This is a genomic window from Amycolatopsis sp. NPDC051045, assembly GCF_040682955.1.
In the GTDB taxonomy this organism is placed as follows: domain Bacteria; phylum Actinomycetota; class Actinomycetes; order Mycobacteriales; family Pseudonocardiaceae; genus Amycolatopsis.
In genome coordinates this window covers 40,898-61,668 of record NZ_JBFBCC010000003.1, presented here as the reverse complement: position 1 = coordinate 61,668, position 20,771 = coordinate 40,898, and the positions used below count along the sequence as shown (strand labels likewise).

Below are 20,771 nucleotides of genomic sequence, written 5' to 3'. Positions count from 1 at the left end.
TACTCTCGAAGAATCCCAAATCGCACACACCGGTTCGCCAGCCGGTGTGCGAAGCCATTCGGTCGCCGGCAATGACGCCCGCACCGGGACAACGTCGTTCCGGTGCGGGCGCATTTGTCGTCGGAAGTCAGGAGTAGAGATGACCGCAGTCGCCATCCCCGGACTGGACACCGCGCCGACGACGCACACCGGCGTGCTGTCCTTCGTCCGGGAGGTCGCCGAACTGACCAACCCGGACCGCGTGGTGTGGGTCGACGGGTCTGACGAGGAAGCTGCCCGCATCAACCAGGAGCTGGTCGAAGCGGGCACGTTCGTGCAGCTCAAGTCGAAGCCGAACTCCTTTTGGGCTACTTCCGACCCGAACGACGTGGCCCGCGTCGAAGACCGCACCTTCATCTGCTCGGAGCGGCCCGAGGACGCCGGTCCGACCAACAACTGGATGGACCCGGCCGAGATGAAGGCCACCATGACCGAGCTCTTCCGGGGCTCGATGCGTGGCCGCACCATGTACGTCATCCCGTTCTGCATGGGCCCGCTCGGCGACGACAATCCCAAGCTGGGTATCGAAATCACCGATTTCGCCTATGTCGTCGCCTCGATGCGCGTGATGACCCGCGCCGGCAAGGCCGCACTCGAGAAGTTCATCGCCCCGGACGGCACCGAGCGCGAATTCGTGCCGGCCCTCCACTCCGTCGGTGCGCCGCTGGAGCCGGGCGAGAAGGACGTTTCCTGGCCCTGCAACGAAACGAAGTACATTTCGCACTTTCCCGAGGAGCGCGCGATCTGGAGCTACGGCTCCGGGTACGGCGGCAACTCCTTGCTGGGCAAGAAGTGCTACTCGCTGCGCATCGCGTCGGTGATGGCCCGCGACGAGGGCTGGCTCGCCGAGCACATGCTGATCCTCAAGCTGATCTCGCCCGAGGACAAGGTCCACTACGTCGCCGCCGCGTTCCCGAGCGCCTGCGGCAAGACCAACCTCGCCATGCTGCAGCCGACCATCCCGGGCTGGCGCGCCGAGACCCTGGGCGACGACATCGCCTGGATGCGCTTCGGCGAAGACGGCCGCCTGTACGCGGTGAACCCGGAGTTCGGCTTCTTCGGCGTCGCGCCGGGCACCGACTGGCACACCAACCCGAACGCCATGCGCACGATCGAGAAGGGCAACACGGTCTTCACGAACGTCGCCCTGACCGACGACGGCGACATCTGGTGGGAGGGCATGGAGAACGAGCCTGCCCACGCCACCTCGTGGAAGCACCAGGACTGGACGCCGGACTCCGGCGAGAAGGCCGCCCACCCGAACTCGCGGTACTGCACGCCGATGTCGCAGTGCCCGACCCTGGCCCCGGAGTGGGACGACCCGAAGGGCGTGCCGATCTCGGCGATCCTGTTCGGCGGCCGCCGCAAGACCACCGTGCCGCTGGTGAACGAGGCCCGCGACTGGCAGCACGGCGTGTTCATGGGCGCCACCATGTCGTCCGAAACCACGGCGGCCGCGGCCGGCGCGGTCGGCAACGTCCGCCGCGACCCGATGGCGATGCTGCCGTTCCTCGGCTACCACGCCGGTGACTACTTCAAGCACTGGCTGAACCTGGGCAAGAACGCCGACGCGAACAAGCTGCCGAAGATCTTCTACGTCAACTGGTTCCGCCGCGGCGACGACGGCCGGTTCCTGTGGCCGGGCTTCGGCGAGAACTCGCGGATCCTCAAGTGGGTCGTCGAGCGGGTCGAGGGCCGCGGCCACGCGGTCGAGACGCCGATCGGCTTCGTGCCGCGCGCCGAGGACCTCGACACCGAGGGCCTCACCGAGCCGATCGAGGACATCCAGGCCGCCCTGGACGTCAAGCCCGAGGAGTGGCGCGAAGAGCTGCCGCTGATCGAGGAGTGGTTCGGGAAGATCGGCGACCGGGTGCCGACGTCGTTGCGTGATGAGCTCGACGCGCTGGCCCAGCGCCTCGGCTGAGTTTTCTGACCGGAGAAGGGGACGTCCCTCGGGACGTCCCCTTCTCCGGTTTCCGGGTAGTTTCGCGGCCATGAGACCGTTCCGCTTCGGGGTGGCGTTGTACGTGCCCGGATCACGGGCCGAGTGGGTGGCGAAATGCCGCAGGGCCGAGGACCTCGGCTACGACGTCGTCGGAGTGGTCGACCACCTCGGACGGGTGGCGCCGGTTCCCGCCCTGCTCCTCGCCGCCGAGGCCACCGAGCGGATCCGGCTGAACACGTACGTTCTCAACGCGAGCTTCCACAACCCGGTGCTCCTGGCCCGCGACCTCGCCGCGCTCGACGAGTTCACCAGCGGCCGGGTGGAGATCGGGATCGGCGCCGGGTACGTCCGTGCGGAGTTCGAAGCCGCCGGGATCGACTGGGGCACGCCCGGCCGCCGGTTCAGCCGGCTCGTCGACGTGGTCACCGAGATCGAGCGCGCGTTCACCGACCGCACGCGGCCGCCGCTGCTGCTCGGCGGCCGCGGCGACCGGATGCTGACCTTCGCCGCCGCGCACGCCGACACCATCTCCCTCACCGGCACGGCGCCCGGCGCGGCCGAGGGGCGGCTGGCCCTGGCCGGTTCGGCCGCGCTGGCCGAGCGCGCCGGCTTCGTGAAGCGGATGCTCGAAGGCCGGGACGCGGAGCTGAACCTGATGGTCCACTTCGTCCGGATCACCGATGACCGGCGGGCGGCCCTGGAGACGGCACACCAGCTCGTGCCGCACCTCGGCGTCGAGGAGCTCGGCGCGCTGGCCACCGTCCTCGTCGGCTCGGCGGAAGCGGTGGCCGAGCAACTGCGGCGCACCCGCGAGACCCTCGGCGCCAGCTACTTCACGGTGCTCGAAGACGACCTGACCAGGCTCGCCCCGGTGATCCAAAAGCTCCGTTGAGTACCGTGGGATCATGACTGGGGATTTCCGTTTCGGTGTCAACATGGTCGTGCCGGACAGCCGTGCCGCCTGGGTCGAGAAGTGCCGCAAAGCCGAGGACCTCGGCTACGACGTCCTGTCGGCGGCCGACCACCTCGGCATGGCGCCGCCGTTCCCCGCGCTCGTGCTGGCCGGCGAGGTCACCTCGCGCGTCAAGCTGAACACCTTCGTGCTCAACACGCCGTTCTACAACCCGGTGCTGCTCGCCCGGGACGTCACCGGCACCGACCAGTTCACCGACGGGCGCCTGGAGCTGGGGCTCGGCGCCGGGTACGTCAAGGAAGAGTTCGAGGCCGCCGGGATGCCGTTCCCGTCCGCGCGCGAGCGCGTCGACCACCTCGAGCGGACGATCACCGAGCTCAAGCGGCTGTACGCCGATCCGGAGCACAAGCCGGCGCCGGTGCGCCCGGCCGGGCCGCCGCTGCTGCTCGCCGGCCGCGGCGACCGGATCTTGACGCTGGCCGCCGAGCACGCCGACATCATCGGTTTCACCGGCACGTCGAAGACACCGGACGGCGCCGCGCCGGCCCCGGCGAGCGCCGAGGAGATCGAGGAGCGCATCGAGTTCGTCCGGGCGAAGCTCGGTGGTCGCGAGGTCGAGTTCAACCTGCTCTGCCACTTCGTGAGCATCACCGACGACCGCACGGGAGCGCTCGATGAGCTCGCCAAGCTGACCCACGGCGTGCTGAGCGTCGATCAGCTCGCCGAAGTCCCGACCGCGCTGATCGGCTCGCCCGCCGAGGTCGCCGAGCAGCTCCACGCGCACCGCGAGCGCTTCGGCCTGAACTACTACACCGTGCTGGAGCACAACATGGAGCAGTTCGCGCCGGTCCTCGAACACCTTCGATGATCGACGCGAAGGCCCTCGGCGTCCGGGCCGGCGAGCTGTGGCTGTTCGACGACCTCGACTTCACCGTCGACCCCGGCGAGTGCGCCGCGATCGCCGGGCCCAACGGAGTCGGCAAGTCGACCCTGATGCGCTGCTTCTACGGCATGCAGAAGCCGCAGCGGGGTCGCGTGCTGGTCGACGGCAAGGCACCGGACGAGCGGGACGTCGAGTTCCGGCGCAAGGTGTCGGTGCTGTTCGACGACTCCGACTTCTTCGCCGAGCTGACGCCGCTGCAGCACCTGGAGCTCTTGTCCGGCTCGTTCGGCGCCGACCTCGGTGACCACGAAGAGCTGCTGCGCGACGCGGGACTGGGGATGCGCACGCGCGTGACCGCCGGGCACTTCTCCGCCGGCCAGCGCCGCCGGCTGCTGCTGCTCGGCGTCACCGCGCGGCCGCACCGGGTGCTGCTGCTGGACGAGCCGGAGCGTGCGCTGGACACGGCGGGCAAGGAGTGGCTGGTCGAGGTGATCGCCCGGTCGACGGCGGCCGGCGCGGCGGTCGTGGTGGCCACCCACCACCCGCCACTGCTGGAAGCCGCGGACAGCGTGCTCGAACTGTTTTGATGACACAGCGGCGCAAGGCGCCTCGGTTGAGGGCGGCGGTGGGGGCAAGGGTGGACGTGGCTCCGCGCCGGATGCGGATCCCGGGCCGGAAGCGGTTCGGCGGGATCTTCAGCGGCGACACCGCCACCTTCGTTTTCCTGTTCGGCTTCGGGTTCCTGTTCACCGCCTTCTTCCACGTCGACGGCTGGCGGCCCGCGCTCTACGGCTCGTCCACTCCTGCCTTCTCGGCCGTGCTCGGGCTGCTGACGCTCTGCTGCGCGGTGGGCTGGCGGGGCCTGCTGCGCCGCGGCTTCGCGTGGGTCGAACCGGCCGAGCTGACCTGGCTCGACTTCGCGCCGGTGGACCGCGGCCGCGTCGTCACGCTGCGGCTGCTCGGCGCCTGGACCGGCGTCGTCGCGGTGACCGGCTACCTGGCCGCGCTGCTGCTCGCCGTCGGCGGGGCGGACCTCGACCAGTGGCGCGCGGCTGTCTCGATCGTCGCCGCGACCGGGGTGGCGGCCTTCGTCACGGCCAGGCGGACGTCGCTGCGCCTCGACGCATTCGGGCCGCTGGTGCTGGCGGTCCTCGGCCTGGGGATCGCCGCGCTCGGCTTCGGCCCGGCGGCCGTCCAGTTCGTCGCGGCGGGCGTGCTGGCCGCGGCGCTGCCACTGGCGTTCGGCGGCGAACCGGTCTCGCGCGCGGGCCGGGCGGTGCTGCTCGCCGGGTGGGACGGCCGGGTGCTGCGCTCGGTCGCCGTCACCTTCCTCGACCCGATGATGCTGCTCCCGCCGTCGGCGCCGGCGGGAGGGCTCTCGCTGCGCCGCCCGACGCCGTTGCGGCTGGCCTGGGCGGCCACGCTCGGCCGATCGCGGTACGCGGGCGCGGCGCTCCTGATCGACCTCACCGTCGTCGTCGCGCACATCGCGGTGCCGACGGTGCCGGGCGCGGTCCTGATCGGCATCGGCGCGTACGTCGCGCTGACGCCGTTCGGCGGCGGGCTCGGCGAGCTCTGGCGCAACCCGGGACGGCGGCGGTGGCTGGGCTCGGCGGACCGCGACCTGGTGCTGGCCCACGGCTTGGTGCTCGCCGGCGTGGGTCTGCTCTGGGCGGCGGTGCTCGCCGTGGTCACCCTCGCGGGTGGGACGTCGTTCGCCGCGACCGCGTGGCTCGCCGTGCCGCTGTCGGTGCTTTCGATCCTGCGCACGGTCACCCGGACCGCCGTTGACTACGCGAATCCCGGCTTCGTCGACACCCCGCTCGGGCCGGTGCCCGCCAATCTCACCCGCCAGCTCTTCCGCGGTCTCGACCTTCAGGTCATCGGCATCGTGCTGCTCACCGCCGCCGTTTGACCTACCCTCGGTGCGACGAAGGGAGCAGCCAGTGGGCGGCGGGCACGCACCGGGCGTCGGGCGCAGGGCGACCAGCGAGTTCCCGGCCGGCTGGAGCGACGAGCAGATCATCTCGGTGGTCAAGGACGTCGCGAACGATCCCAGCGAGGCCCGGCGGCAGCAGCGCAACGGCCGCTGGCGCTGTGCCGGCGAGCGGTTCAACGTGCACCTGATCGTGCTGGTCGAGGACAACGGGCACGTGCACACCGCCTACCCGGTGGCCGGGCCGGGCGTGGTCCGCAACCCCGACACCGCGCGGGACCCGGCGAACCCGACGGTCGCCGACCTCAAGGAGAACCGGATCAGCTTCTTCGCCGACAGCGTGCTGACCACGCTCGGCAACCGGCTCTCCCCGGCGGACTACACGCACTACCGCACGCTGCTGTGGGCCGGCGAGTGGGAGGAGCTGGCCGACGTGCTGGCCGCGCACGCCGTCAAGGTCGGGTTCGGCTTGTCCGCCGACGAGTTCTCCGACTTCGAGAAGCTGCTCAACAGCTACGACCTGCCGGTGCCGGGCTGCGCCTTCCTCAACGACCGGGAGCACATCCTCAAGCAGCTGCGCCCGCTCTAACTGGCCTGGGAAAGCGGTGGTGACGCGGCGGGCGTGACGGCCGCGCGCAGCTCGTCCAGCGGCAGGCCGACGGCGTCGGCGATGGCCGTGACCGTGAAGAACGCCGGCGTCGGAATCCGGCCGGTCTCGATCTTCCGGAGCGTCTCGACCGAGATCCCCGCCTCGGCGGCGACGTCGACCATGCTCCGGCCGGCCCGCGCCGCCCGCAGTGCCTGGCCGAGGCGTTCGCCCCGTTCGCGCTCATCGTCTGTCAGCGGTACCCGCACCATGGGCGTGATTCTAATACCACCGGAGTTGTCCACCGCCTGTGGACAACTCTGTGCACAGGTGTGGAAAGGCCCCGCCGAGCGTCCGCTCGGCGGGGCCTCCACCAGCCCTTGTGGTGTCAGGCGCCCGCGGGCACCGGAAGTGGCATTCCGGGCAGGTTCTGGTCGTTCGGCACGACGCCGTCGACCAGGTAGGCCTCCACGACCTTGTCCACACCCGCGTTGCCGCCGGCGTAGATGCCGTGGTCACCCTCGCCGGTGATCGTCAGCATCCGCGAACCCGCGAACGCCTTGTGCGCGCGCCGTGCGCCCTCGATCGGCGTCGCCGGGTCGTGCTCCGACTCGACGATCAGCACCGGCGGGACACCCTTGCCGTCCAGCACGGGCAGCGGCGACGGCGTCTTCTTCCAGAACAGGCACGGCTGGATGAACCAGCCGGCGCCGAGCAGGGGCAGCTGCTTGTCGATCAGCTTCTGCGAGTCCCTGATGGCGCTGTTCGTCGTGCCGGTCCACGGACCCTCGTTGCACGGGATGGTCCAGAAGCTGGCGTCGTAGGAGTCGCCGTCGGCCGGCACCATCAGCGGCTGCGGGCCGGAGGTGACAGTGCTCTTGTCGCCGGCCTTGACCTTCTGCGCGGCCGAGGACTTGGCCTGCGCCGAAGCGGTGCCCTGGGTCAGCGTGCGGACGCTGACCAGGTAGTCGGCCAGGCCCGGGAAGGCGCGCTTCGAGTAGATGTTCGACGCGATGAAGGCGTCCAGGCCGTTGGCCGACACGGTGGAGCCGTCGGGCAGGGTGACCGCGCCCTGGGTCAGGGCGTAGCGGACCTGCTCGTAGGTCTGGCGGGCCGCCTCGCCGGTGGTGCCGAAGTGGTAGAGCTTGTCGTACTTCGCCACCCACGGGAGGAAGTCGGCCCGGAAGCGGCGCTCGAAGCCGAGCGGCTGCCAGTCGAACGACTTCTGCCAGGTCGTGGTGAACTCCGTCGCGGAGTCGAGCACGAACCGGCCGGTGCGGGTGGGGTAGGCCTGCGCGTAGTGCGCGCCCATCCAGGTGCCCGCCGAGTAGCCGACCCAGTTGATCTTGTCGCGGCCGAGCAGCACGCGCAGCAGGTCGATGTCCTTGACCGTCTGGTCGGTGTTGATCAGCGGGCCCAGCTCGCCGGACTTCGCCTGGCAGGACAGCGCCGCGTACTTCGTCGCCTGCAGGATCAGGTTCAGGTTCTGGCGGTCGCGGTCACGCGGGTCCAGGTCCGCACCGGTGCCGATGGCGCCACCGCAGGTGATGTTGGTGCTCTTGCCGGTCCCACGCGGGTCGAACCCGACGATCTCCTGGTGCTCGCGCAGCTTCGGCTGGTTGCGCAGCCGGGCCGGGAAGTTGCGGCCGGGCGCGCCGGGGCCGCCGGGGTTGGTGACGACGCTGGCGGTCGCGTCCTGGGTCGCCTTCAGGCGGCTGACCGCGATGGTCAGGTCGATCTGGGCGTTCGCCTGGTACCAGTTGCGCGGGGTCTTGTAGGTCGCGCACTCCATGTCCTCGGCGCCCGCGGGCGGAGCCGTCGGCAGCTCGGCGGGGACGGCGCACTTGTGCCAGTCCAGCTTCTGGTTCGCGTACTGCGGCGGGATGTTCGTGGAGTTCAGCGGCTGCTTACCGGCCGCGACCTCCTGACCTGCGAACGCCGGAGTGAACCCGGCCAGCAGGGTGCCGGCGATGGCCGGGATCACCACCGCGTAGCGGAGTCGTGTCATACGGTTGCCCCTTTTGGGTTTTGCGCGTGCGGAGTCGGGCTATTGATATAGGGCCCACCGGGGCGGGGCAACCGACCTTGGTCGGCATCGGCGGCCGCGGCGATCAAATCGATATCGGACAGACGTGACGCGCCGTCACCGAGGTCTTAAGGTCAGGCAGTCGGTTACGGGAGTGTTAGGTGAGGTCCGATGTCGACTGTGAAGCACGACGGAAAGGTGCGCGGGTTTCAGTTCAGCCCGTGGAACCTGCTCCTGATCGTTCCGCTGCTGGTCCTGGTGACGCCACTGTTCAACATGGACGGTCCGCGGCTGTTCGGGATGCCGTTCTTCTACTGGTTCCAGTTCCTCATGGTGGGCGTCGGGGTGCTGAGCACCTGGATCGTCTACCTGATGACGCGGGACAAGCCGACCGTTGACGCCCCGGACAAGCTGAGCGTCGAGGACCTGGACGAGGGGGACGCTCGATGAGCAACCTGCAGTGGCCCGAGCTGATCATCTTCACGATCCTGTTCGCCCTGGTCACCGTGCTCGGCTTCATGGCGTCCCGCTGGCAGCGGGGCGGCGCGCTGGACCACTTGGACGAATGGGGGCTCGGCGGCCGCAAGTTCGGCTCGTGGGTCACCTGGTTCCTGCTCGGCGGTGACCTCTACACGGCGTACACGTTCGTCGCGGTGCCCGCGCTGGTGTTCAGCGCCGGCGCGCTGGGCCTCTACGCGCTGCCGTACACGATCGTCGTCTACCCGATCGTCCTGCTCCCGGCGCTGCGGATGTGGTCGGTCTCGCGGGTGCGCGGCTACGTCACCCCGGCCGACTTCGTGCGCGGCCGCTTCGGCTCGCCGATCCTCGCGCTGCTGGTCGCGATCACCGGCATCGTCGCGACCATGCCGTACATCGCGCTGCAGCTCGTCGGCCTCGAAGCCGTGCTGCGGACGATGGGGATCAACGGCTCCGGCATCGTCGGGCACCTGCCGCTGCTGGTCGCCTTCGTCATCCTGGCCTTCTACACCTACCAGTCCGGCCTGCGGGCGCCCGCGCTCATCGCGTTCGTCAAGGACATCCTGATCTACCTGGTGATCCTGGTGGCGATCATCTACCTGCCCTCGAAGCTCGGCGGCTGGTCGCACATCTTCGACGCGGCGGCGAAGAAGCTCGGCACCCCGAACCCGGCCACCGGCAAGCCGGCCGGGTCGATCCTGCTCACGGCCAACAACCAGCTGCAGTACGCGACCCTGGCGCTGGGTTCGGCGCTCGCGCTGTTCCTGTACCCGCACTCGCTGACCAGTGTGCTGGCTTCGCGCGGCCGCAGCGTGATCAAGCGGAACATGGTCGCGCTGCCGGCGTACTCGCTGGTGCTCGGCCTGCTGGCGCTGCTCGGGTACGTGGCGATCACGGCGGGGGTCAAGCCGCTGACGAACGCGGCGACCGGCAAGGCGGACGGCAACACGATCGTCCCGGTGCTGTTCGACAGCCAGTTCTCGTCGTGGTTCGCCGGCATCGCGTTCGCCGCCATCGGCATCGGCGCGCTGGTGCCGGCCGCGATCATGTCGATCGCCGCGGCCAACCTGTGGACGCGCAACATCTACAAGGAGTACATCCGGAAGAACGCGACGCCCGCTGAAGAAGCGAAGCAGGCGAAGCTCGCTTCACTGGTCGTCAAGCTCGGCGCGGTCGCCGTCATCATCCTGATCGACCCGCAGTTCTCCATCGACCTGCAGCTCATCGGCGGCGTGCTGATCCTGCAGACGCTGCCGGCCGTGGCGCTGGCGCTGTACACGCGCTGGTTCCACCGCTGGGGCTTGATCGCGGGCTGGGTCGTCGGCATCGGCTGGGGCCTGATCATGCTGTACGGCATCCCCAACCCGGCCAACGGCAAGCAGCACTTCGGCGGCTCGGCGCTGTCGCTGGGCAACCTGTCGATCCTCGGCTGGCACCCGTTCTCGGGGTCGGCGGTCCAGATCTACGTGGGCTTCGTGGCGCTGATCGGCAACCTGGTGATCGCGGCGATCGTCACGGTGATCGCCCGGCAGCTGAAGGTGTTCAACGGCACCGACGACACCGAGCCCGAGGACTACCACACCGACGAGCACGACAAGAACCTGCGTCCGATCGGCGTCCACTAAGGACGGATGGCCGCACGTGACACGAGGTAGAGCGCCACGCCGTTGAGCAGGTGCCAGAGGAAGTGCGTGCCGGCCGGGACGTAATCGCAAACGTCCCGGTCGAGCGCGCGCAAGCTCAACGAGAGCGCGAAGATCGCCCCCGCCACGGCGAAGTGCGTCCAGTGGGCGTCGTGGGCGAAGGCGAGTACGGCGGCGACGAGAAAAGCAAAATTGCTCAGACTGTCGAGCGGCTCACCCCAGAGCCCGGGCGCAACTCGTTCGCAGTACCCGTCGACGTAGTCCGTCACGCCGACAGCCAACCACGGCTAGCGTGAAGCCCATGAGCGACGCGGTGAGCCGATTCCCGATCACGGAACTCGAAGACCTGCCCGACGACCTGCGCGAGCGCGTCGGCGTGATCGCGGAGAAGTCCGGGTTCGTCCCGAACATCTTCCGCGCGCTCGGCCACCGGCCCGCCGAGCTGCGCGCGTTCCTCGACTACCACGACGCGCTGATGGAACGCTCCGACGGCCTGAGCAAGGCCGAGCGGGAGCTCGTCGTCGTGGCGACGTCCGGGGCGAACCACTGCACCTACTGCGTCGTCGCCCACGGCGCGATCCTACGCATCCGCGCCAAGGACCCGGAGCTGGCCGACCGGGTGGCGACCAACCCGTGGCAGGTCGAACTGGACGAACGCGGCCGCGCGATCGTCGACTTCGCCCTCGCGCTCGGCCAGGACTCGGCGTTGTTCGGCGAAGGCGATCTCGAGGCGGCGCGCAACGCCGGCCTGACCGATGACGAAATCTGGGACATCGGCGCGATCACGGCGTTGTTCGCGATGTCGAACCGCCTCGCCCACCTCACCGCGCTCCGGCCGAACCCGGAGTTCTTCCTGCTCGGCCGGGTGCCGCGCTAGAACTCCACGCGCCAGAACTGGCGGATCAGCTCCGGCCCGAAGCCGTCGTGCGGCTCTTCCGCCACGAGTTCGAACCCGGCGGCGCGGTAGATCGCGTGCGCGGCGGTGAGGACCGACATCGTCCACAGCTCCATCGCCCGGTAGCCGTGCGCCTTGGCGAACGAAACGCACTCGGCCACCAGCCGCTTGCCGACGCCGTGGCCCCGCGCCGACGGCTCGAGCAGGAGCAACCGCAGCTGGGCCGTGTCCTGTCCGGGACAACGGCCGCAGCCGATGCTGCCTACCCGTTCGCCGTCGAGTTCGGCGATCCAGAAGGCTTGCCGCGAGTCGTCCCGGTTGTCGGCGAAGTCGGCGGCGGCGCGGGCGACGAGCGCCTCGAAGCGGGCGTCGAAGCCGTACTCGCGGGCGTAGAGCGCTCCGTGGCGTTCCACCACCCAACCGAGGTCACCCGGTCGTGGCGGGCGCAGCACGAGAGCCGGGTCGCGACGGCGGTCGCCGACCAGGTCGCCGATCGTGCGCATCGCGGCGAGCAAGCGCTCCTGGTCTTCGTCGGCGAAGCGGCGCAGCAACCCGCCGATCTGGTCGGTGGACCGGCGGTTCAGCACCGCGAACGCGTCCCGGCCCGCCGCGGTGGGCCGCACCAGCTGGCGGCGGGCGTCTTCCTCGGACCGTTCGCGGACGATCAGCCCGCGGGACTCGAGGCGCGCCAGCAGCCTGCTGGCGTAGCCGGCGTCGAGGTCCAGGCGTTTCCGCAGGTCGGTGACCGGCAGCGGGTCCTGGTGGGCGAGCTCGAAGAGCACGCGGGCTTCCGGCAGCGAGTATTCGGCGTCCGCCGGTCCTTCGTCGAGCACGCCGATGACCCCGGTGTAGAGCCGGTTGAAGGCACGGACCGCAGCCACCCGGCCGGCCAGCTGAGCGTCGTTCATTGACCACCTCAACAAGTTCGTTGACGAAGTCAAAGATTACTCGACAGAGCGGCGCGCGCAAGGGGTTTTGGATATGGGAAACCCCGCGATGCTGCCAGGTCGGGGGTCCGCCAGCATCACGGGGTCGTAGGGGGTATCGACACCTCTTCGGGTGGCGTTACACCTTCATCAGTTTGTGGCATAGGTCACTCGAATGGGCGACCGCCACGGGGTGAGAGATCAGCGCATGTACGCGGAGCGAGCCTGCGCGATCGCGATGAGTTCCTGACGGACCGTCGCGGTGGCGGCGGTGTCGATCGCCCGGTTCAGCGCCCGGCGAGTGCGAACCTCGGCGCGACGGGCACGGAGCTTGGCGGCGATGTTGTTCATCGGTGTCTGCATCCCCTTCAGAGGGTCTAGGTGGCTTGTGCTTCTAGTATGCACCTTTTTTCACAAGGAAGCCAACGAATATCCGGTGATGTGGCGCACTAGCCGATGAATCATCGGCAAAGTTGGGTATGGGCCGGAGGGATCCAGGGTGGTGGCGGTCACGGCGAAGCAACCGGGTTCAGCTTTATAGAGCTATCTAGCTAAAATGCAATATTGGCTTAGCGGCACTGATAGACCGCGAGACAGCCGGAAAAGCCCAGGTCAGTCGCGGCCGAGCAGGTAGTGGCCGAAGTGTGGGACGGTGAAGGCGATCTGCCCCCGCTCCGCGGAGTACACGAGGCCCTTCTTCATGAGGCTGTCGCGGGCCGGCGACAGCGACGACGGCTTCCGCCCGAGGAACACGGCGACGTCGGCGGTGCCGGCGGGCTCGTCACGGCCCTGGGTCAGCGAGGCCATCGCCTGGAGGTACTCCCGCTCGGCCGGCGTCGCGCGCTCGTAGCGGGAGCCGAAGAAGCCGACCGCCAGCTCCGACTCCGCCTCGGGCGCCGCGACCTGGACGTCCTTGACCGTGATCGGGTCGGACGGCGCCGCGTCCCAGGCCGCCTTGCCGTAGGCCTGGATGAAGTAGGGATAGCCGCCGGACGCGTCGAAGAGCGCGTCGAGGGCTTCCGGCTCGATGCCGGCGTCTTCCCGCTCGATCGGCGCCATCACGGCGAAGTCGGCGTCCTCGCGGCTGAGCCGGTCGATGCGCGCGTACCGGAAGAGCCGCTCGGAGTAGGACTTCGACGCCGAGAGCACCGCGGGCACGTGCGGCAGCCCGGCGCCGACGACCACGAGCGGCGCGCCGGACTGGGACAGCTCGTGGCAGGCGGCGCACAGCGCCGAGACGTCGTCCGGCTGCAGGTCCTGGATCTCGTCGATGAGCACCGCGACGCCGGTGCCGACGTCCGCGGCCAGCTCGGCGACGTCGGTGAACAGCTCGACGAGGTCGATCTCGATGTCCCCGGAGTCGGCCCGTCCCTGCGCGGCGGGTACGTCGATGCCCGGTTGCCAGCGGTCGCGCAGCTTGGCGTCGGGCTTGTTGGCCCGCAGGGCAAAGGCCTTCAGGACGCCGAGCACCTCTTCGACGCGGTCCGGCGCCCGGTGCCGCACGGCGAGGTCGCGGATGGCCCGGTGCAGGGCGGCCGACAGCGGCCGCCGCAGCTCGGCGTCCGGCCGGGCCTCGATCTTGCCGGCGCCCCACTTGTGCCGCACGGCCATCGCCCGCAGCTCCCCCAGGAGCACGGTCTTGCCGACACCGCGCAGCCCGGTGAGCACGAGAGAGCGTTCGGGTCTCCCCCTGGCCACCCGCTCCAGCACCACCTCGAACGCCTTGAGCTCACGCTCGCGCCCGGCCAGCTCGGGCGGCCGTTGCCCGGCGCCCGGTGCGAAGGGGTTGCGGATGGGGTCCACTCTGCCAAGTTATCGGCGTGTCTAGCGCGAGCCCGATATTCCGGCATAGACGCCTAGCGCGTGTCGCCCAGGTTCGACCGGATGGCCGTACATAGAGACGAACAGGTCTGCAGCCCTGCTCGTCTCTACCCCCAGCGCGCACTACGACGCGCCACTAGTCGATCAGGTTCCGTTCCGCGTAGATCTTCATCGCGTCCCGGACGAACTCCGCGGTTCCCGCGCCGTGCGTCTCGTCGTACTGGCCGTAACGCGGGTCGTCGACGTACAGCTGCCCGAGTCCCGCGAAGTAGCCCTTGGACACCGTCGCCACCGGGCGGAGCAGCCATTGGTGCAGCCGTCGCGTGATCGCCTGGACGTCGTCGCTGTCCGGGGCCAGCCCGGCCGCCCGCGCCGCGCCGAACGCCGCCGCGATGTCGAGCTGCTCCTGCTGGTGGGCCTGCTTTTCTTCGGTGGTCAGCGAGGTCCACCACTGGTCACCGTGCCGGTATGCCTCGGCACCCCAGCGCTGGGTGACCTCCTTCTCGTACTTCGTGTGGTCGAAGCCGTCGAACACTTCTTCTGCCATCAGTCGTTCACCTCCCTTCAGTTTCCGGAGGGTCGTGCGGACCGACTCGATCTGCCGTCCGATCCGCTGCTGCTCCCGTTCGAGCAGCTCCAGGTGGGTTTCGAGCGCCGCGGCGCTGTCGTGCTGCCCGTCGAGCACCTCGGCGATGGCCGGCAGCCCGAGACCGAGCTCGCGCAACAGCAGGATCCGCTGCAGCCGGACGAGTGCCTGCTCGTCGTAGTAGCGGTAGCCGTTACCGCCGATCCGGCTGGGCCGCAGCAGGCCGACCGCGCCGTAGTGGCGCAGCGTCCGGCTCGTGGTCCCCGCCGAGCGGGCGATGTCCTGGATCGACCACTCCATGACGTCGACGATAGAAGTTGACGCAGCGTCAAGGTCAACCGCTAACTCTTTATAGGGTTCTCTAGCTCTATGGCGATATTCGCGCAGAAAGGCCGATGAGGATTCGAGCGGCGGCCGAGCGGGCATCCACGGAGTAGGTTCGATCAGGCAGCGGCCCGTACGAGGAAGGCTATGACCGTGATACTCCGTCGAGTGGCACGTCCCCTGCTCGCCACGATCTTCGTGACGGGCGGGATCAATGCGCTGAGGCAGGCCGAGGGCCACGCCAAAGCGGCGGAACCGTTCCTCAACAACGCGTTCGAAAAGTTCGGCGACGTCGTGCCGGAGCAGGTCCCGCGGGACCCGGTGACGCTCGTCCGGATCGACGCCGCGGTGAAGATCGGTGCCGGTCTCGCGCTCGCGGCCGGCAAGGCGCCGCGGCTCGCGGCGGGGCTGCTCCTCGGCAGCCTGGTGCCCACGACGCTGTCGACGCACAGCTACTGGACCATCAAGGACCCGGGTGAGCGCCAGCAGCAGCAGATCCAGTTCTTCAAGAACGCGAGCCTGGCCGGTGGCCTGCTGCTCGCGGCCGCCGACACGGCCGGGAAGCCGTCGGTCGGCTGGCGGGCGCGTCGCGCCGCGAAGGACGTCGGCCACAGCGCCGAGAAGCTGAGCCGGCGGGGCCAGAAGCGCGCGAACAAGCTCGCGAAGCGGGCTCAGAAGGCGCTCCCCAACTGACGACGAAAGGCCGTCCCCCGCGGGGGACGGCCCTTCGCGTGTGGTTACTTCTCCAGGATCGCGGTGACGCCCTGGCCGCCGGCCGCGCAGATCGAGATCAGGCCGCGGCCGGATCCCTTCTCGTGCAGCAGCTTCGCCAGCGTCGCGACGATCCGGCCGCCGGTCGCGGCGAACGGGTGCCCGGCCGCCAGCGACGAGCCGTTGACGTTGAGCTTCGCCCGGTCGATCGCGCCCAGCGGCGTGTCCAGCTCCAGCTTCTCCTTGGCGAACGCCGGGTCCTCCCACGCCTTGAGCGTGGCCAGCACCTGCGACGCGAACGCCTCGTGGATCTCGTAGAAGTCGAAGTCCTGCAGCGACAGCCCGGCGCGCGCGAGCATCCGCGGCACGGCGTACGCGGGCGCCATCAGCAAGCCCTCGTCACCGTGGACGTAGTCGACGGCCGCGGTCTGCGAGAACGTCAGGTAGGCCAGTACTGGCAGCTTGTGCGCCTTCGCCCACTCGTCGGTGGCCAGCAGGACCGTCGACGCGCCGTCGGTCAGCGGTGTCGAGTTGCCCGCGGTCATCGTGCCGCCCGGGCCGCCGAAGGCCGGCTTGAGCTTGGCGAGCTTCTCCGCGGTGGAGTCCGGACGCAGGTTCTGGTCGCGCGTGAGCTTGAGGAACGGCGTCACGAGGTCGTCGAAGAACCCGCGGTCGTAAGCGGCGGCGAGCTTCTGGTGGCTGGCGGCGGCCAGCTCGTCCTGCGCCTCCCGGGTGATTTCCCAGACCTTCGCCGTCAGCGCGGCGTGCTCGCCCATCGACAAGCCGGTGCGCGGCTCCTCGTTGCGCGGGATCGCCGGGACGATGTGCCCGGGGCGGATCTTCGCGACGAGCTTGAGGCGGTCGCCGAGCGTCTTGGCGGCGTTGAGCTGGATGAGGATCTGGCGCAGGTCCTCGTTGACGGCGAGCGGAGCGTCGCTGGTGGTGTCGACGCCGCCGGCGATGGCCGAGTCGAGCTGACCGAGCGCGATCTTGTTGGCGACGTTGATGATCGCCTGGAGCCCGGTGCCGCACGCCATCTGGACGTCGGACGCCGGCGTCGCGGGCGAAAGCTTGCTGCCCAGGACGCTCTCGCGGGCCAGGTTGAAGTCCTTCGAGTGCTTGAGCACCGCGCCGGCGGCGACCTCGCCGATCACCTCGCCCTGCAGCGAGAAGCGGCTGACCAGGCCGTCGAGCGCAGCGGTGAACATGTCCTGGTTCGACGCTTTCGCGTACGGGCCGTTCGACCGCGCGAAGGGGATGCGGTTGCCCCCGATGATCGCGACCTTGCGAACGGCAGGCGTCTTCTTCGGCGGCATGACTTCACCTCTCTGGTCGTGTCTCTCACACTGTAACCTACTAGTGAGTAGGTTAGACTGCGACGTGACGCAGACTGCACGGGAGGCATCCGATGGCTGACAGGTACCAGCAGTTCACGAAAACCCCGGTGGGGAAGTTCGTGGTGCCCAAGCTCGGCTTGCCCAATCCCGCGACGCTGCGCCGGTACCAGCCCGGGCAACCCGCTCTCGAGGGTCCCGCACTTCTCGGCGCCGCGCCCGGCGGACGGCTGCATAAAACCCTCCGCGACCAGCTGGCTGACGCGGGCATCGAGGTGCTTTCCGCGCCGGCCGACCGGCACGCGGCGCTGGTCTTCGACGCCACCGGCGTCACCGACCCCGCGCGCCTGCGCGAGGTCTACGACTTCTTCCACCCGGTGATCCGCAGCGTCGGCCCGTCCGGCCGGGTCGTCGTGCTGGGCACCCCGCCGGAGCAGGTCGAGGGCCGCGAGCGGATCGCGCAGCGCGCCCTCGAAGGCTTCGTCCGTTCGGTCGGCAAGGAGCTGAAGCGCGGCGCGACCGCCCAGCTCGTGTACGTCGCCGATGGCGCCGAAGAGGCGATGGACTCGACGCTGCGCTTCCTGCTCTCGGCGAAGTCGGCGTTCGTCGACGCGCAGGTGATCCGGATCGGCACCGAAGGCAAGACGGCGACCGCCCCGGCCAGCTGGGAGAAGCCCCTCGACGGCAAGGTCGCGCTGGTCACCGGCGCGTCCCGCGGCATCGGGGCGGCGATCGCCGAGGTGCTGGCCCGCGACGGCGCACACGTCGTCGCGCTCGACATTCCCGCGCAGGGCGGCGACCTCTCGCAGGTCGCGAACAAGGTCGGCGGGTCCGCCCTGCAGCTCGACATCACTTCGCCGAGCGCGCCCGCGAAGCTCGCGGAGTACCTGAAGGAGCGTCACGGCGGCGTCGACATCGTCGTGCACAACGCGGGCATCACGCGCGACAAGACGCTGGGCAACATGAGCGAGAGCGCGTGGGACTCGGTGATCGCCGTCAACCTCGCCTCGCAGCTCGCGGTGAACGACAAGCTGCTCGCCGACAAGGTGCTCAACGACAACGGCCGCATCATCGGCGTCTCGTCGATCGCGGGTATCTCCGGCAACGTCGGCCAGACGAATTACGCGACGTCGAAGGCGGGCGTGATCGGCATGGTGAACGTCGGCGCGCCGCAGCTCGCGGCGTACGGCGGCACCATCAACGCCGTCGCGCCCGGGTTCATCGAGACCAAGATGACGGCCGCGGTGCCCCTGTTCATCCGCGAAGCCGGGCGGCGGCTGTCCAGCCTCGGCCAGGGCGGCCTGCCGGTCGACGTCGCCGAGACGATCGCCTGGTACGCGAACCCGGCGTCGGCCGCGGTGAACGGCAACGTGGTCCGCGTCTGCGGCCAGGCTTTGCTGGGGGCGTGAGCAGTGGCGATCCGCGAACTCGACAGCACACCGAGCCTGTCCACGCTGTACCCGAAGGCCCTGCTCGGCGGCGTCCTGCGCAAGCCGTCCGGTTCTTCTCTGCCGGACACCGAGCTGGTGCGCACCGGCGTCGTCGTCGACCCGGCCCACTTGGCGGCGTACAACACGGTGTGCGGCTTCCGGTTGAGCGACGAGCTGCCGGCGACGTACCCGCACATGCTCGCGTTCCCGCTGCAGATGGCGCTGATGACCGAGCCGGGCTTCCCGTTCCCGCTGCTCGGCATGGTGCACGTGGCGAACCGGATCACCCAGCACCGCGCGCTGCGGGTGGGCGAGCCGCTGACCGTGCGCGTGCGGGCGGAGAACCTGCGCCCGCACGAGAAGGGGCGCCAGTTCGACGTCATCAGCGAAGCGCAGGTCGGCGACGAGACGGTGTGGACGGACGTCAGCACGTACCTGCGGCGCGGTTCCGGGTCCGGTTCGGCCGGGCGACGGGAGCAGCTGGCCCCGCCGACGCCGGACGCGATCTGGCGGGTCCCGGGTGACATCGGGCGCCGCTACGCGGAGGTTTCGGGCGACCGCAACCCCATCCACCTGCACGCGCTGACGGCGCGCTTGTTCGGCTTCCCGGCGGCGATCGCCCACGGCATGTGGACGAAGGCCCACGCGCTGGCCGCGTTCGAAGGGCGCCTGCCGGAAGCGTTCACGGTCGACGTCCGCTTCAAGCAGCCGGTGCTGCTGCCGGGCAAGGCGGCGTTCACGTCGTGGTCCTCCCCGGAGGGCTGGGCGTTCGAGCTGTGGCACGCGTCGAAGCCCAAGCCCCACCTGGAAGGCTCGATCGCCTCACTCTGACGGCTTCCAGACCTCGCCTTCGATGAGGTCGTTGAAGCCCAGCCAGACGAGGTTCATCAGCCAGGACGCCAGGACGCCGTCGGAGATGTCGGGGTGGTCGAGGGCCCAGTCGGCCAGCGACTCGGCCGCCCCGACCAACGCGGCGGACAGGCCCTCGCCCGAGAACTCGGCCTGCTCGCCGACGCCCTTGCGGGTGCCGGCGGACACCACCAGCGCGGCGACCAGCTGGATCGCGCGCACCCGCATGTCGGTGACCTCAGCGGCGAACGTCCCGCCGACGGTGAGCGCCTGGCGGTGCAGCACCGTCCACGACTCGCGGTACTCCGCGACGAAGCGGTAGAACGACCGCAGGCCGTGCCAGAGCTGCATGTCCGGCGGCAGGTCGGGCTGCACGCCGGCCTGGATGGCCTCGAGCAGGCGCGTCGCCTCGCGGCGGATGCACGCACCGAAGAGGTCCTCCTTCGAGCCGAGGTAGGTGTAGATCATCGGTTTCGAGACACCGGCGACGTCGGAGATCTCGTCCATCGACGCGGCGTGGTAGCCGTGACGCGAGAAGACCTGGACGGCCGCGTCCAGGATCTGTCGCTCGCGCACCGCACGCGGCAGCCGCCTGGCCCGTTCGGGCGGACGCTGATCTTCCTCTGACACGATCGACCTCCTCGTTGCTGCCCGGAGACGGTACCGGGAGACGACCCATCAGGGTGATTTCGGCACGCTTGCCCGCCTACCTACTGACCGGTAGCCTTACGCTCGAGTAACAAGGGAGGGGTGACCATGGCCGAAAACGCCGGGATGACCAGCGCCGATCGGATCACGGAGCTCCGTGGGCCGGCGCTGCTCGACGAGCTGGAGCGCCTCGACCCGCTGAGCCCCGAGGTCCACACCCTCGACGTCAACGAGCTCGCGCTCGACCCCGGCGACCTCCGCAAGGACGACTTCCGGCGGCTCCTCAACGCACTGCTCCGGCTGGCCGAGCGCGCCCCGGCGTTCGACCTGAGCAAGGTCGAGCCGACCCGGTTCGCGTCCCTGGTGGCATCGGCGTCGCGCGCGCAGCTGGAGAGCGTCGTCGCGGACCGGCAGCTGCGGGAGCGCGTGCTGGACGAAATCTTCGCCCGCATGGGCGCGCACATCAGGTCTGATCGAGCCCGCGACCTGCACGCGGTGGTCCACTGGCGCGTGTCACGCGAAGGCGGCTTCGACAGCTACGAGACGACGATTTCGCACGGATCGTGCACGGTGAGTCGCGAGTTGAGAGGCCGCCCCCGAGTGACGATCACGATCGCCCCAGCCGACTTCTTCCGGCTGATCACCCACCAGGCCACACCGGCGGTGTTGTTCGTCACGGGGCGGATAAAGGTCAAAGGCGATTTGGCCTTCGCGGCGGGCTTGATCGGTTTCTTCGACCTCCCGCACCCCGTATAGTCCGTCGCCGTGCCCCGAAAACCGAAGTGGCGCCTTTCCCGGC

Annotated in this window: 22 protein-coding genes; 13 read left to right on the top strand and 9 right to left on the bottom strand. The window is 69.7% G+C overall.

The window, feature by feature from the left end; genetic code table 11:
• Positions 1 to 139: 139 nt before the first annotated feature.
• The 6 genes from AB0M80_RS07970 to AB0M80_RS07945 all read left to right on the top strand — a co-directional run bounded on the left by AB0M80_RS07970 (position 140) and on the right by AB0M80_RS07945 (position 6,305).
• Positions 140 to 1,963: a phosphoenolpyruvate carboxykinase (GTP) gene (locus AB0M80_RS07970; protein ID WP_364560546.1), complete on the top strand. Its 1,824-nt coding sequence runs from the start codon at positions 140 to 142 to the stop codon at positions 1,961 to 1,963.
• 70 nt (positions 1,964 to 2,033) lie between these two features.
• Positions 2,034 to 2,876: a TIGR03621 family F420-dependent LLM class oxidoreductase gene (locus AB0M80_RS07965; protein WP_364560543.1), complete on the top strand. Its 843-nt coding sequence runs from the start codon at positions 2,034 to 2,036 to the stop codon at positions 2,874 to 2,876.
• Positions 2,877 to 2,889: 13 nt separating this feature from the next.
• Complete coding sequence (locus AB0M80_RS07960) at positions 2,890 to 3,765, top strand: LLM class F420-dependent oxidoreductase (RefSeq protein ID WP_364560541.1); 876 nt, start codon at positions 2,890 to 2,892, stop codon at positions 3,763 to 3,765.
• Positions 3,762 to 4,367 carry an ATP-binding cassette domain-containing protein gene (locus tag AB0M80_RS07955; RefSeq protein ID WP_364560539.1) on the top strand — a complete coding sequence of 202 codons (606 nt, stop codon included), beginning with the start codon at positions 3,762 to 3,764 and terminating at the stop codon, positions 4,365 to 4,367. Before AB0M80_RS07960 ends, AB0M80_RS07955 begins: the two co-directional genes overlap by 4 nt.
• A 71-nt stretch (positions 4,368 to 4,438) precedes the next feature.
• Entirely contained in the window at positions 4,439 to 5,695 is a 1,257-nt protein-coding gene (locus AB0M80_RS07950) for a hypothetical protein (protein WP_364561982.1), read from the top strand.
• 31 nt (positions 5,696 to 5,726) lie between these two features.
• Positions 5,727 to 6,305, top strand: coding sequence for an EndoU domain-containing protein (locus AB0M80_RS07945; protein WP_364560536.1), 579 nt, complete (start codon positions 5,727 to 5,729; stop codon positions 6,303 to 6,305).
• On the opposite strand, the gene AB0M80_RS07940 is transcribed toward AB0M80_RS07945, so the two are convergent.
• Together AB0M80_RS07940 and AB0M80_RS07935 are read right to left on the bottom strand one after the other, a co-directional pair.
• Complete coding sequence (locus AB0M80_RS07940; protein WP_364560534.1) at positions 6,302 to 6,574, bottom strand: helix-turn-helix transcriptional regulator; 273 nt, start codon at positions 6,572 to 6,574, stop codon at positions 6,302 to 6,304. The two genes, AB0M80_RS07945 and AB0M80_RS07940, sit on opposite strands and share 4 nt — an antisense overlap.
• Positions 6,575 to 6,690: 116 nt before the next feature.
• Positions 6,691 to 8,310 (bottom strand): alpha/beta hydrolase, encoded by a 1,620-nt coding sequence (locus tag AB0M80_RS07935; RefSeq protein ID WP_364560531.1) that lies wholly within the window; start codon positions 8,308 to 8,310, stop codon positions 6,691 to 6,693.
• Between the two features lie 189 nt (positions 8,311 to 8,499).
• Between AB0M80_RS07935 and AB0M80_RS07930 the strand changes: the two genes are divergently transcribed.
• Positions 8,500 to 8,778, top strand: coding sequence for a DUF3311 domain-containing protein (locus AB0M80_RS07930; RefSeq protein WP_310969647.1), 279 nt, complete (start codon positions 8,500 to 8,502; stop codon positions 8,776 to 8,778).
• The gene (mctP, locus tag AB0M80_RS07925) at positions 8,775 to 10,430 is read left to right on the top strand and encodes a monocarboxylate uptake permease MctP (RefSeq protein ID WP_364560528.1); all 1,656 of its coding nucleotides are present in this window, start codon (positions 8,775 to 8,777) and stop codon (positions 10,428 to 10,430) included. The genes AB0M80_RS07930 and mctP overlap by 4 nt, the downstream gene beginning before the upstream one ends.
• Here mctP and AB0M80_RS07920 read toward each other — a convergent pair.
• Positions 10,427 to 10,717: a hypothetical protein gene (locus AB0M80_RS07920; protein ID WP_364560525.1), complete on the bottom strand. Its 291-nt coding sequence runs from the start codon at positions 10,715 to 10,717 to the stop codon at positions 10,427 to 10,429. The two genes, mctP and AB0M80_RS07920, sit on opposite strands and share 4 nt — an antisense overlap.
• A 32-nt stretch (positions 10,718 to 10,749) precedes the next feature.
• Between AB0M80_RS07920 and AB0M80_RS07915 the strand changes: the two genes are divergently transcribed.
• Positions 10,750 to 11,325 (top strand): peroxidase-related enzyme, encoded by a 576-nt coding sequence (locus AB0M80_RS07915; protein WP_364560523.1) that lies wholly within the window; start codon positions 10,750 to 10,752, stop codon positions 11,323 to 11,325.
• Here AB0M80_RS07915 and AB0M80_RS07910 read toward each other — a convergent pair.
• From AB0M80_RS07910 to AB0M80_RS07895, 4 genes are all read right to left on the bottom strand, one after another.
• Entirely contained in the window at positions 11,322 to 12,251 is a 930-nt protein-coding gene (locus tag AB0M80_RS07910; protein WP_364560520.1) for a helix-turn-helix domain-containing GNAT family N-acetyltransferase, read from the bottom strand. The genes AB0M80_RS07915 and AB0M80_RS07910 overlap by 4 nt on opposite strands.
• A gap of 219 nt (positions 12,252 to 12,470) precedes the next feature.
• The gene (locus AB0M80_RS07905) at positions 12,471 to 12,620 is read right to left on the bottom strand and encodes a hypothetical protein (RefSeq protein WP_167441331.1); all 150 of its coding nucleotides are present in this window, start codon (positions 12,618 to 12,620) and stop codon (positions 12,471 to 12,473) included.
• 261 nt (positions 12,621 to 12,881) lie between these two features.
• Positions 12,882 to 14,072: an ATP-binding protein gene (locus AB0M80_RS07900; RefSeq protein WP_364560518.1), complete on the bottom strand. Its 1,191-nt coding sequence runs from the start codon at positions 14,070 to 14,072 to the stop codon at positions 12,882 to 12,884.
• A gap of 154 nt (positions 14,073 to 14,226) precedes the next feature.
• Positions 14,227 to 14,976, bottom strand: coding sequence for a MerR family transcriptional regulator (locus AB0M80_RS07895; RefSeq protein ID WP_364560515.1), 750 nt, complete (start codon positions 14,974 to 14,976; stop codon positions 14,227 to 14,229).
• A 171-nt stretch (positions 14,977 to 15,147) separates the two neighbouring features.
• Between AB0M80_RS07895 and AB0M80_RS07890 the strand changes: the two genes are divergently transcribed.
• Positions 15,148 to 15,693, top strand: coding sequence for a DoxX family membrane protein (locus tag AB0M80_RS07890; protein WP_364560512.1), 546 nt, complete (start codon positions 15,148 to 15,150; stop codon positions 15,691 to 15,693).
• A gap of 44 nt (positions 15,694 to 15,737) precedes the next feature.
• Here the strand turns inward: AB0M80_RS07890 and AB0M80_RS07885 are convergent, their stop codons facing one another.
• Complete coding sequence (locus AB0M80_RS07885; protein ID WP_364560510.1) at positions 15,738 to 17,027, bottom strand: acetyl-CoA C-acetyltransferase; 1,290 nt, start codon at positions 17,025 to 17,027, stop codon at positions 15,738 to 15,740.
• A gap of 92 nt (positions 17,028 to 17,119) precedes the next feature.
• On the opposite strand from AB0M80_RS07885, the gene AB0M80_RS07880 reads away from it, so the two are divergent.
• Both AB0M80_RS07880 and AB0M80_RS07875 read left to right on the top strand, forming a co-directional pair.
• Complete coding sequence (locus AB0M80_RS07880; RefSeq protein WP_364560507.1) at positions 17,120 to 18,454, top strand: 3-oxoacyl-ACP reductase; 1,335 nt, start codon at positions 17,120 to 17,122, stop codon at positions 18,452 to 18,454.
• 3 nt (positions 18,455 to 18,457) lie between these two features.
• Positions 18,458 to 19,306, top strand: coding sequence for a MaoC/PaaZ C-terminal domain-containing protein (locus tag AB0M80_RS07875; protein WP_364560504.1), 849 nt, complete (start codon positions 18,458 to 18,460; stop codon positions 19,304 to 19,306).
• Here AB0M80_RS07875 and AB0M80_RS07870 read toward each other — a convergent pair.
• Entirely contained in the window at positions 19,298 to 19,954 is a 657-nt protein-coding gene (locus AB0M80_RS07870; protein WP_364560502.1) for a TetR/AcrR family transcriptional regulator, read from the bottom strand. The genes AB0M80_RS07875 and AB0M80_RS07870 overlap by 9 nt on opposite strands.
• Before the next feature lie 126 nt (positions 19,955 to 20,080).
• On the opposite strand from AB0M80_RS07870, the gene AB0M80_RS07865 reads away from it, so the two are divergent.
• Positions 20,081 to 20,728 (top strand): SCP2 sterol-binding domain-containing protein, encoded by a 648-nt coding sequence (locus AB0M80_RS07865; RefSeq protein WP_364560500.1) that lies wholly within the window; start codon positions 20,081 to 20,083, stop codon positions 20,726 to 20,728.
• Positions 20,729 to 20,771 lie beyond the last annotated feature (43 nt).

What these genes read in the sequence shown, in the direction of transcription:
- AB0M80_RS07960 (WP_364560541.1), top strand. Translation starts at nt 2,890, where the DNA reads ATGACTGGGGATTTCCGTTTCGGTGTCAACATGGTCGTGCCGGACAGC.
- AB0M80_RS07940 (WP_364560534.1), bottom strand. Translation starts at nt 6,574, where the DNA reads ATGGTGCGGGTACCGCTGACAGACGATGAGCGCGAACGGGGCGAACGC.
- AB0M80_RS07890 (WP_364560512.1), top strand. Translation starts at nt 15,148, where the DNA reads ATGACCGTGATACTCCGTCGAGTGGCACGTCCCCTGCTCGCCACGATC.
- AB0M80_RS07970 (WP_364560546.1), top strand. Translation starts at nt 140, where the DNA reads ATGACCGCAGTCGCCATCCCCGGACTGGACACCGCGCCGACGACGCAC.
- AB0M80_RS07965 (WP_364560543.1), top strand. Translation starts at nt 2,034, where the DNA reads ATGAGACCGTTCCGCTTCGGGGTGGCGTTGTACGTGCCCGGATCACGG.
- AB0M80_RS07865 (WP_364560500.1), top strand. Translation starts at nt 20,081, where the DNA reads ATGGCCGAAAACGCCGGGATGACCAGCGCCGATCGGATCACGGAGCTC.
- AB0M80_RS07905 (WP_167441331.1), bottom strand. Translation starts at nt 12,620, where the DNA reads ATGAACAACATCGCCGCCAAGCTCCGTGCCCGTCGCGCCGAGGTTCGC.
- AB0M80_RS07930 (WP_310969647.1), top strand. Translation starts at nt 8,500, where the DNA reads ATGTCGACTGTGAAGCACGACGGAAAGGTGCGCGGGTTTCAGTTCAGC.
- AB0M80_RS07950 (WP_364561982.1), top strand. Translation starts at nt 4,439, where the DNA reads ATGCGGATCCCGGGCCGGAAGCGGTTCGGCGGGATCTTCAGCGGCGAC.
- AB0M80_RS07885 (WP_364560510.1), bottom strand. Translation starts at nt 17,027, where the DNA reads ATGCCGCCGAAGAAGACGCCTGCCGTTCGCAAGGTCGCGATCATCGGG.
- AB0M80_RS07935 (WP_364560531.1), bottom strand. Translation starts at nt 8,310, where the DNA reads ATGACACGACTCCGCTACGCGGTGGTGATCCCGGCCATCGCCGGCACC.
- AB0M80_RS07955 (WP_364560539.1), top strand. Translation starts at nt 3,762, where the DNA reads ATGATCGACGCGAAGGCCCTCGGCGTCCGGGCCGGCGAGCTGTGGCTG.
- AB0M80_RS07910 (WP_364560520.1), bottom strand. Translation starts at nt 12,251, where the DNA reads ATGAACGACGCTCAGCTGGCCGGCCGGGTGGCTGCGGTCCGTGCCTTC.
- AB0M80_RS07880 (WP_364560507.1), top strand. Translation starts at nt 17,120, where the DNA reads ATGGCTGACAGGTACCAGCAGTTCACGAAAACCCCGGTGGGGAAGTTC.
- mctP (WP_364560528.1), top strand. Translation starts at nt 8,775, where the DNA reads ATGAGCAACCTGCAGTGGCCCGAGCTGATCATCTTCACGATCCTGTTC.
- AB0M80_RS07915 (WP_364560523.1), top strand. Translation starts at nt 10,750, where the DNA reads ATGAGCGACGCGGTGAGCCGATTCCCGATCACGGAACTCGAAGACCTG.
- AB0M80_RS07895 (WP_364560515.1), bottom strand. Translation starts at nt 14,976, where the DNA reads ATGGAGTGGTCGATCCAGGACATCGCCCGCTCGGCGGGGACCACGAGC.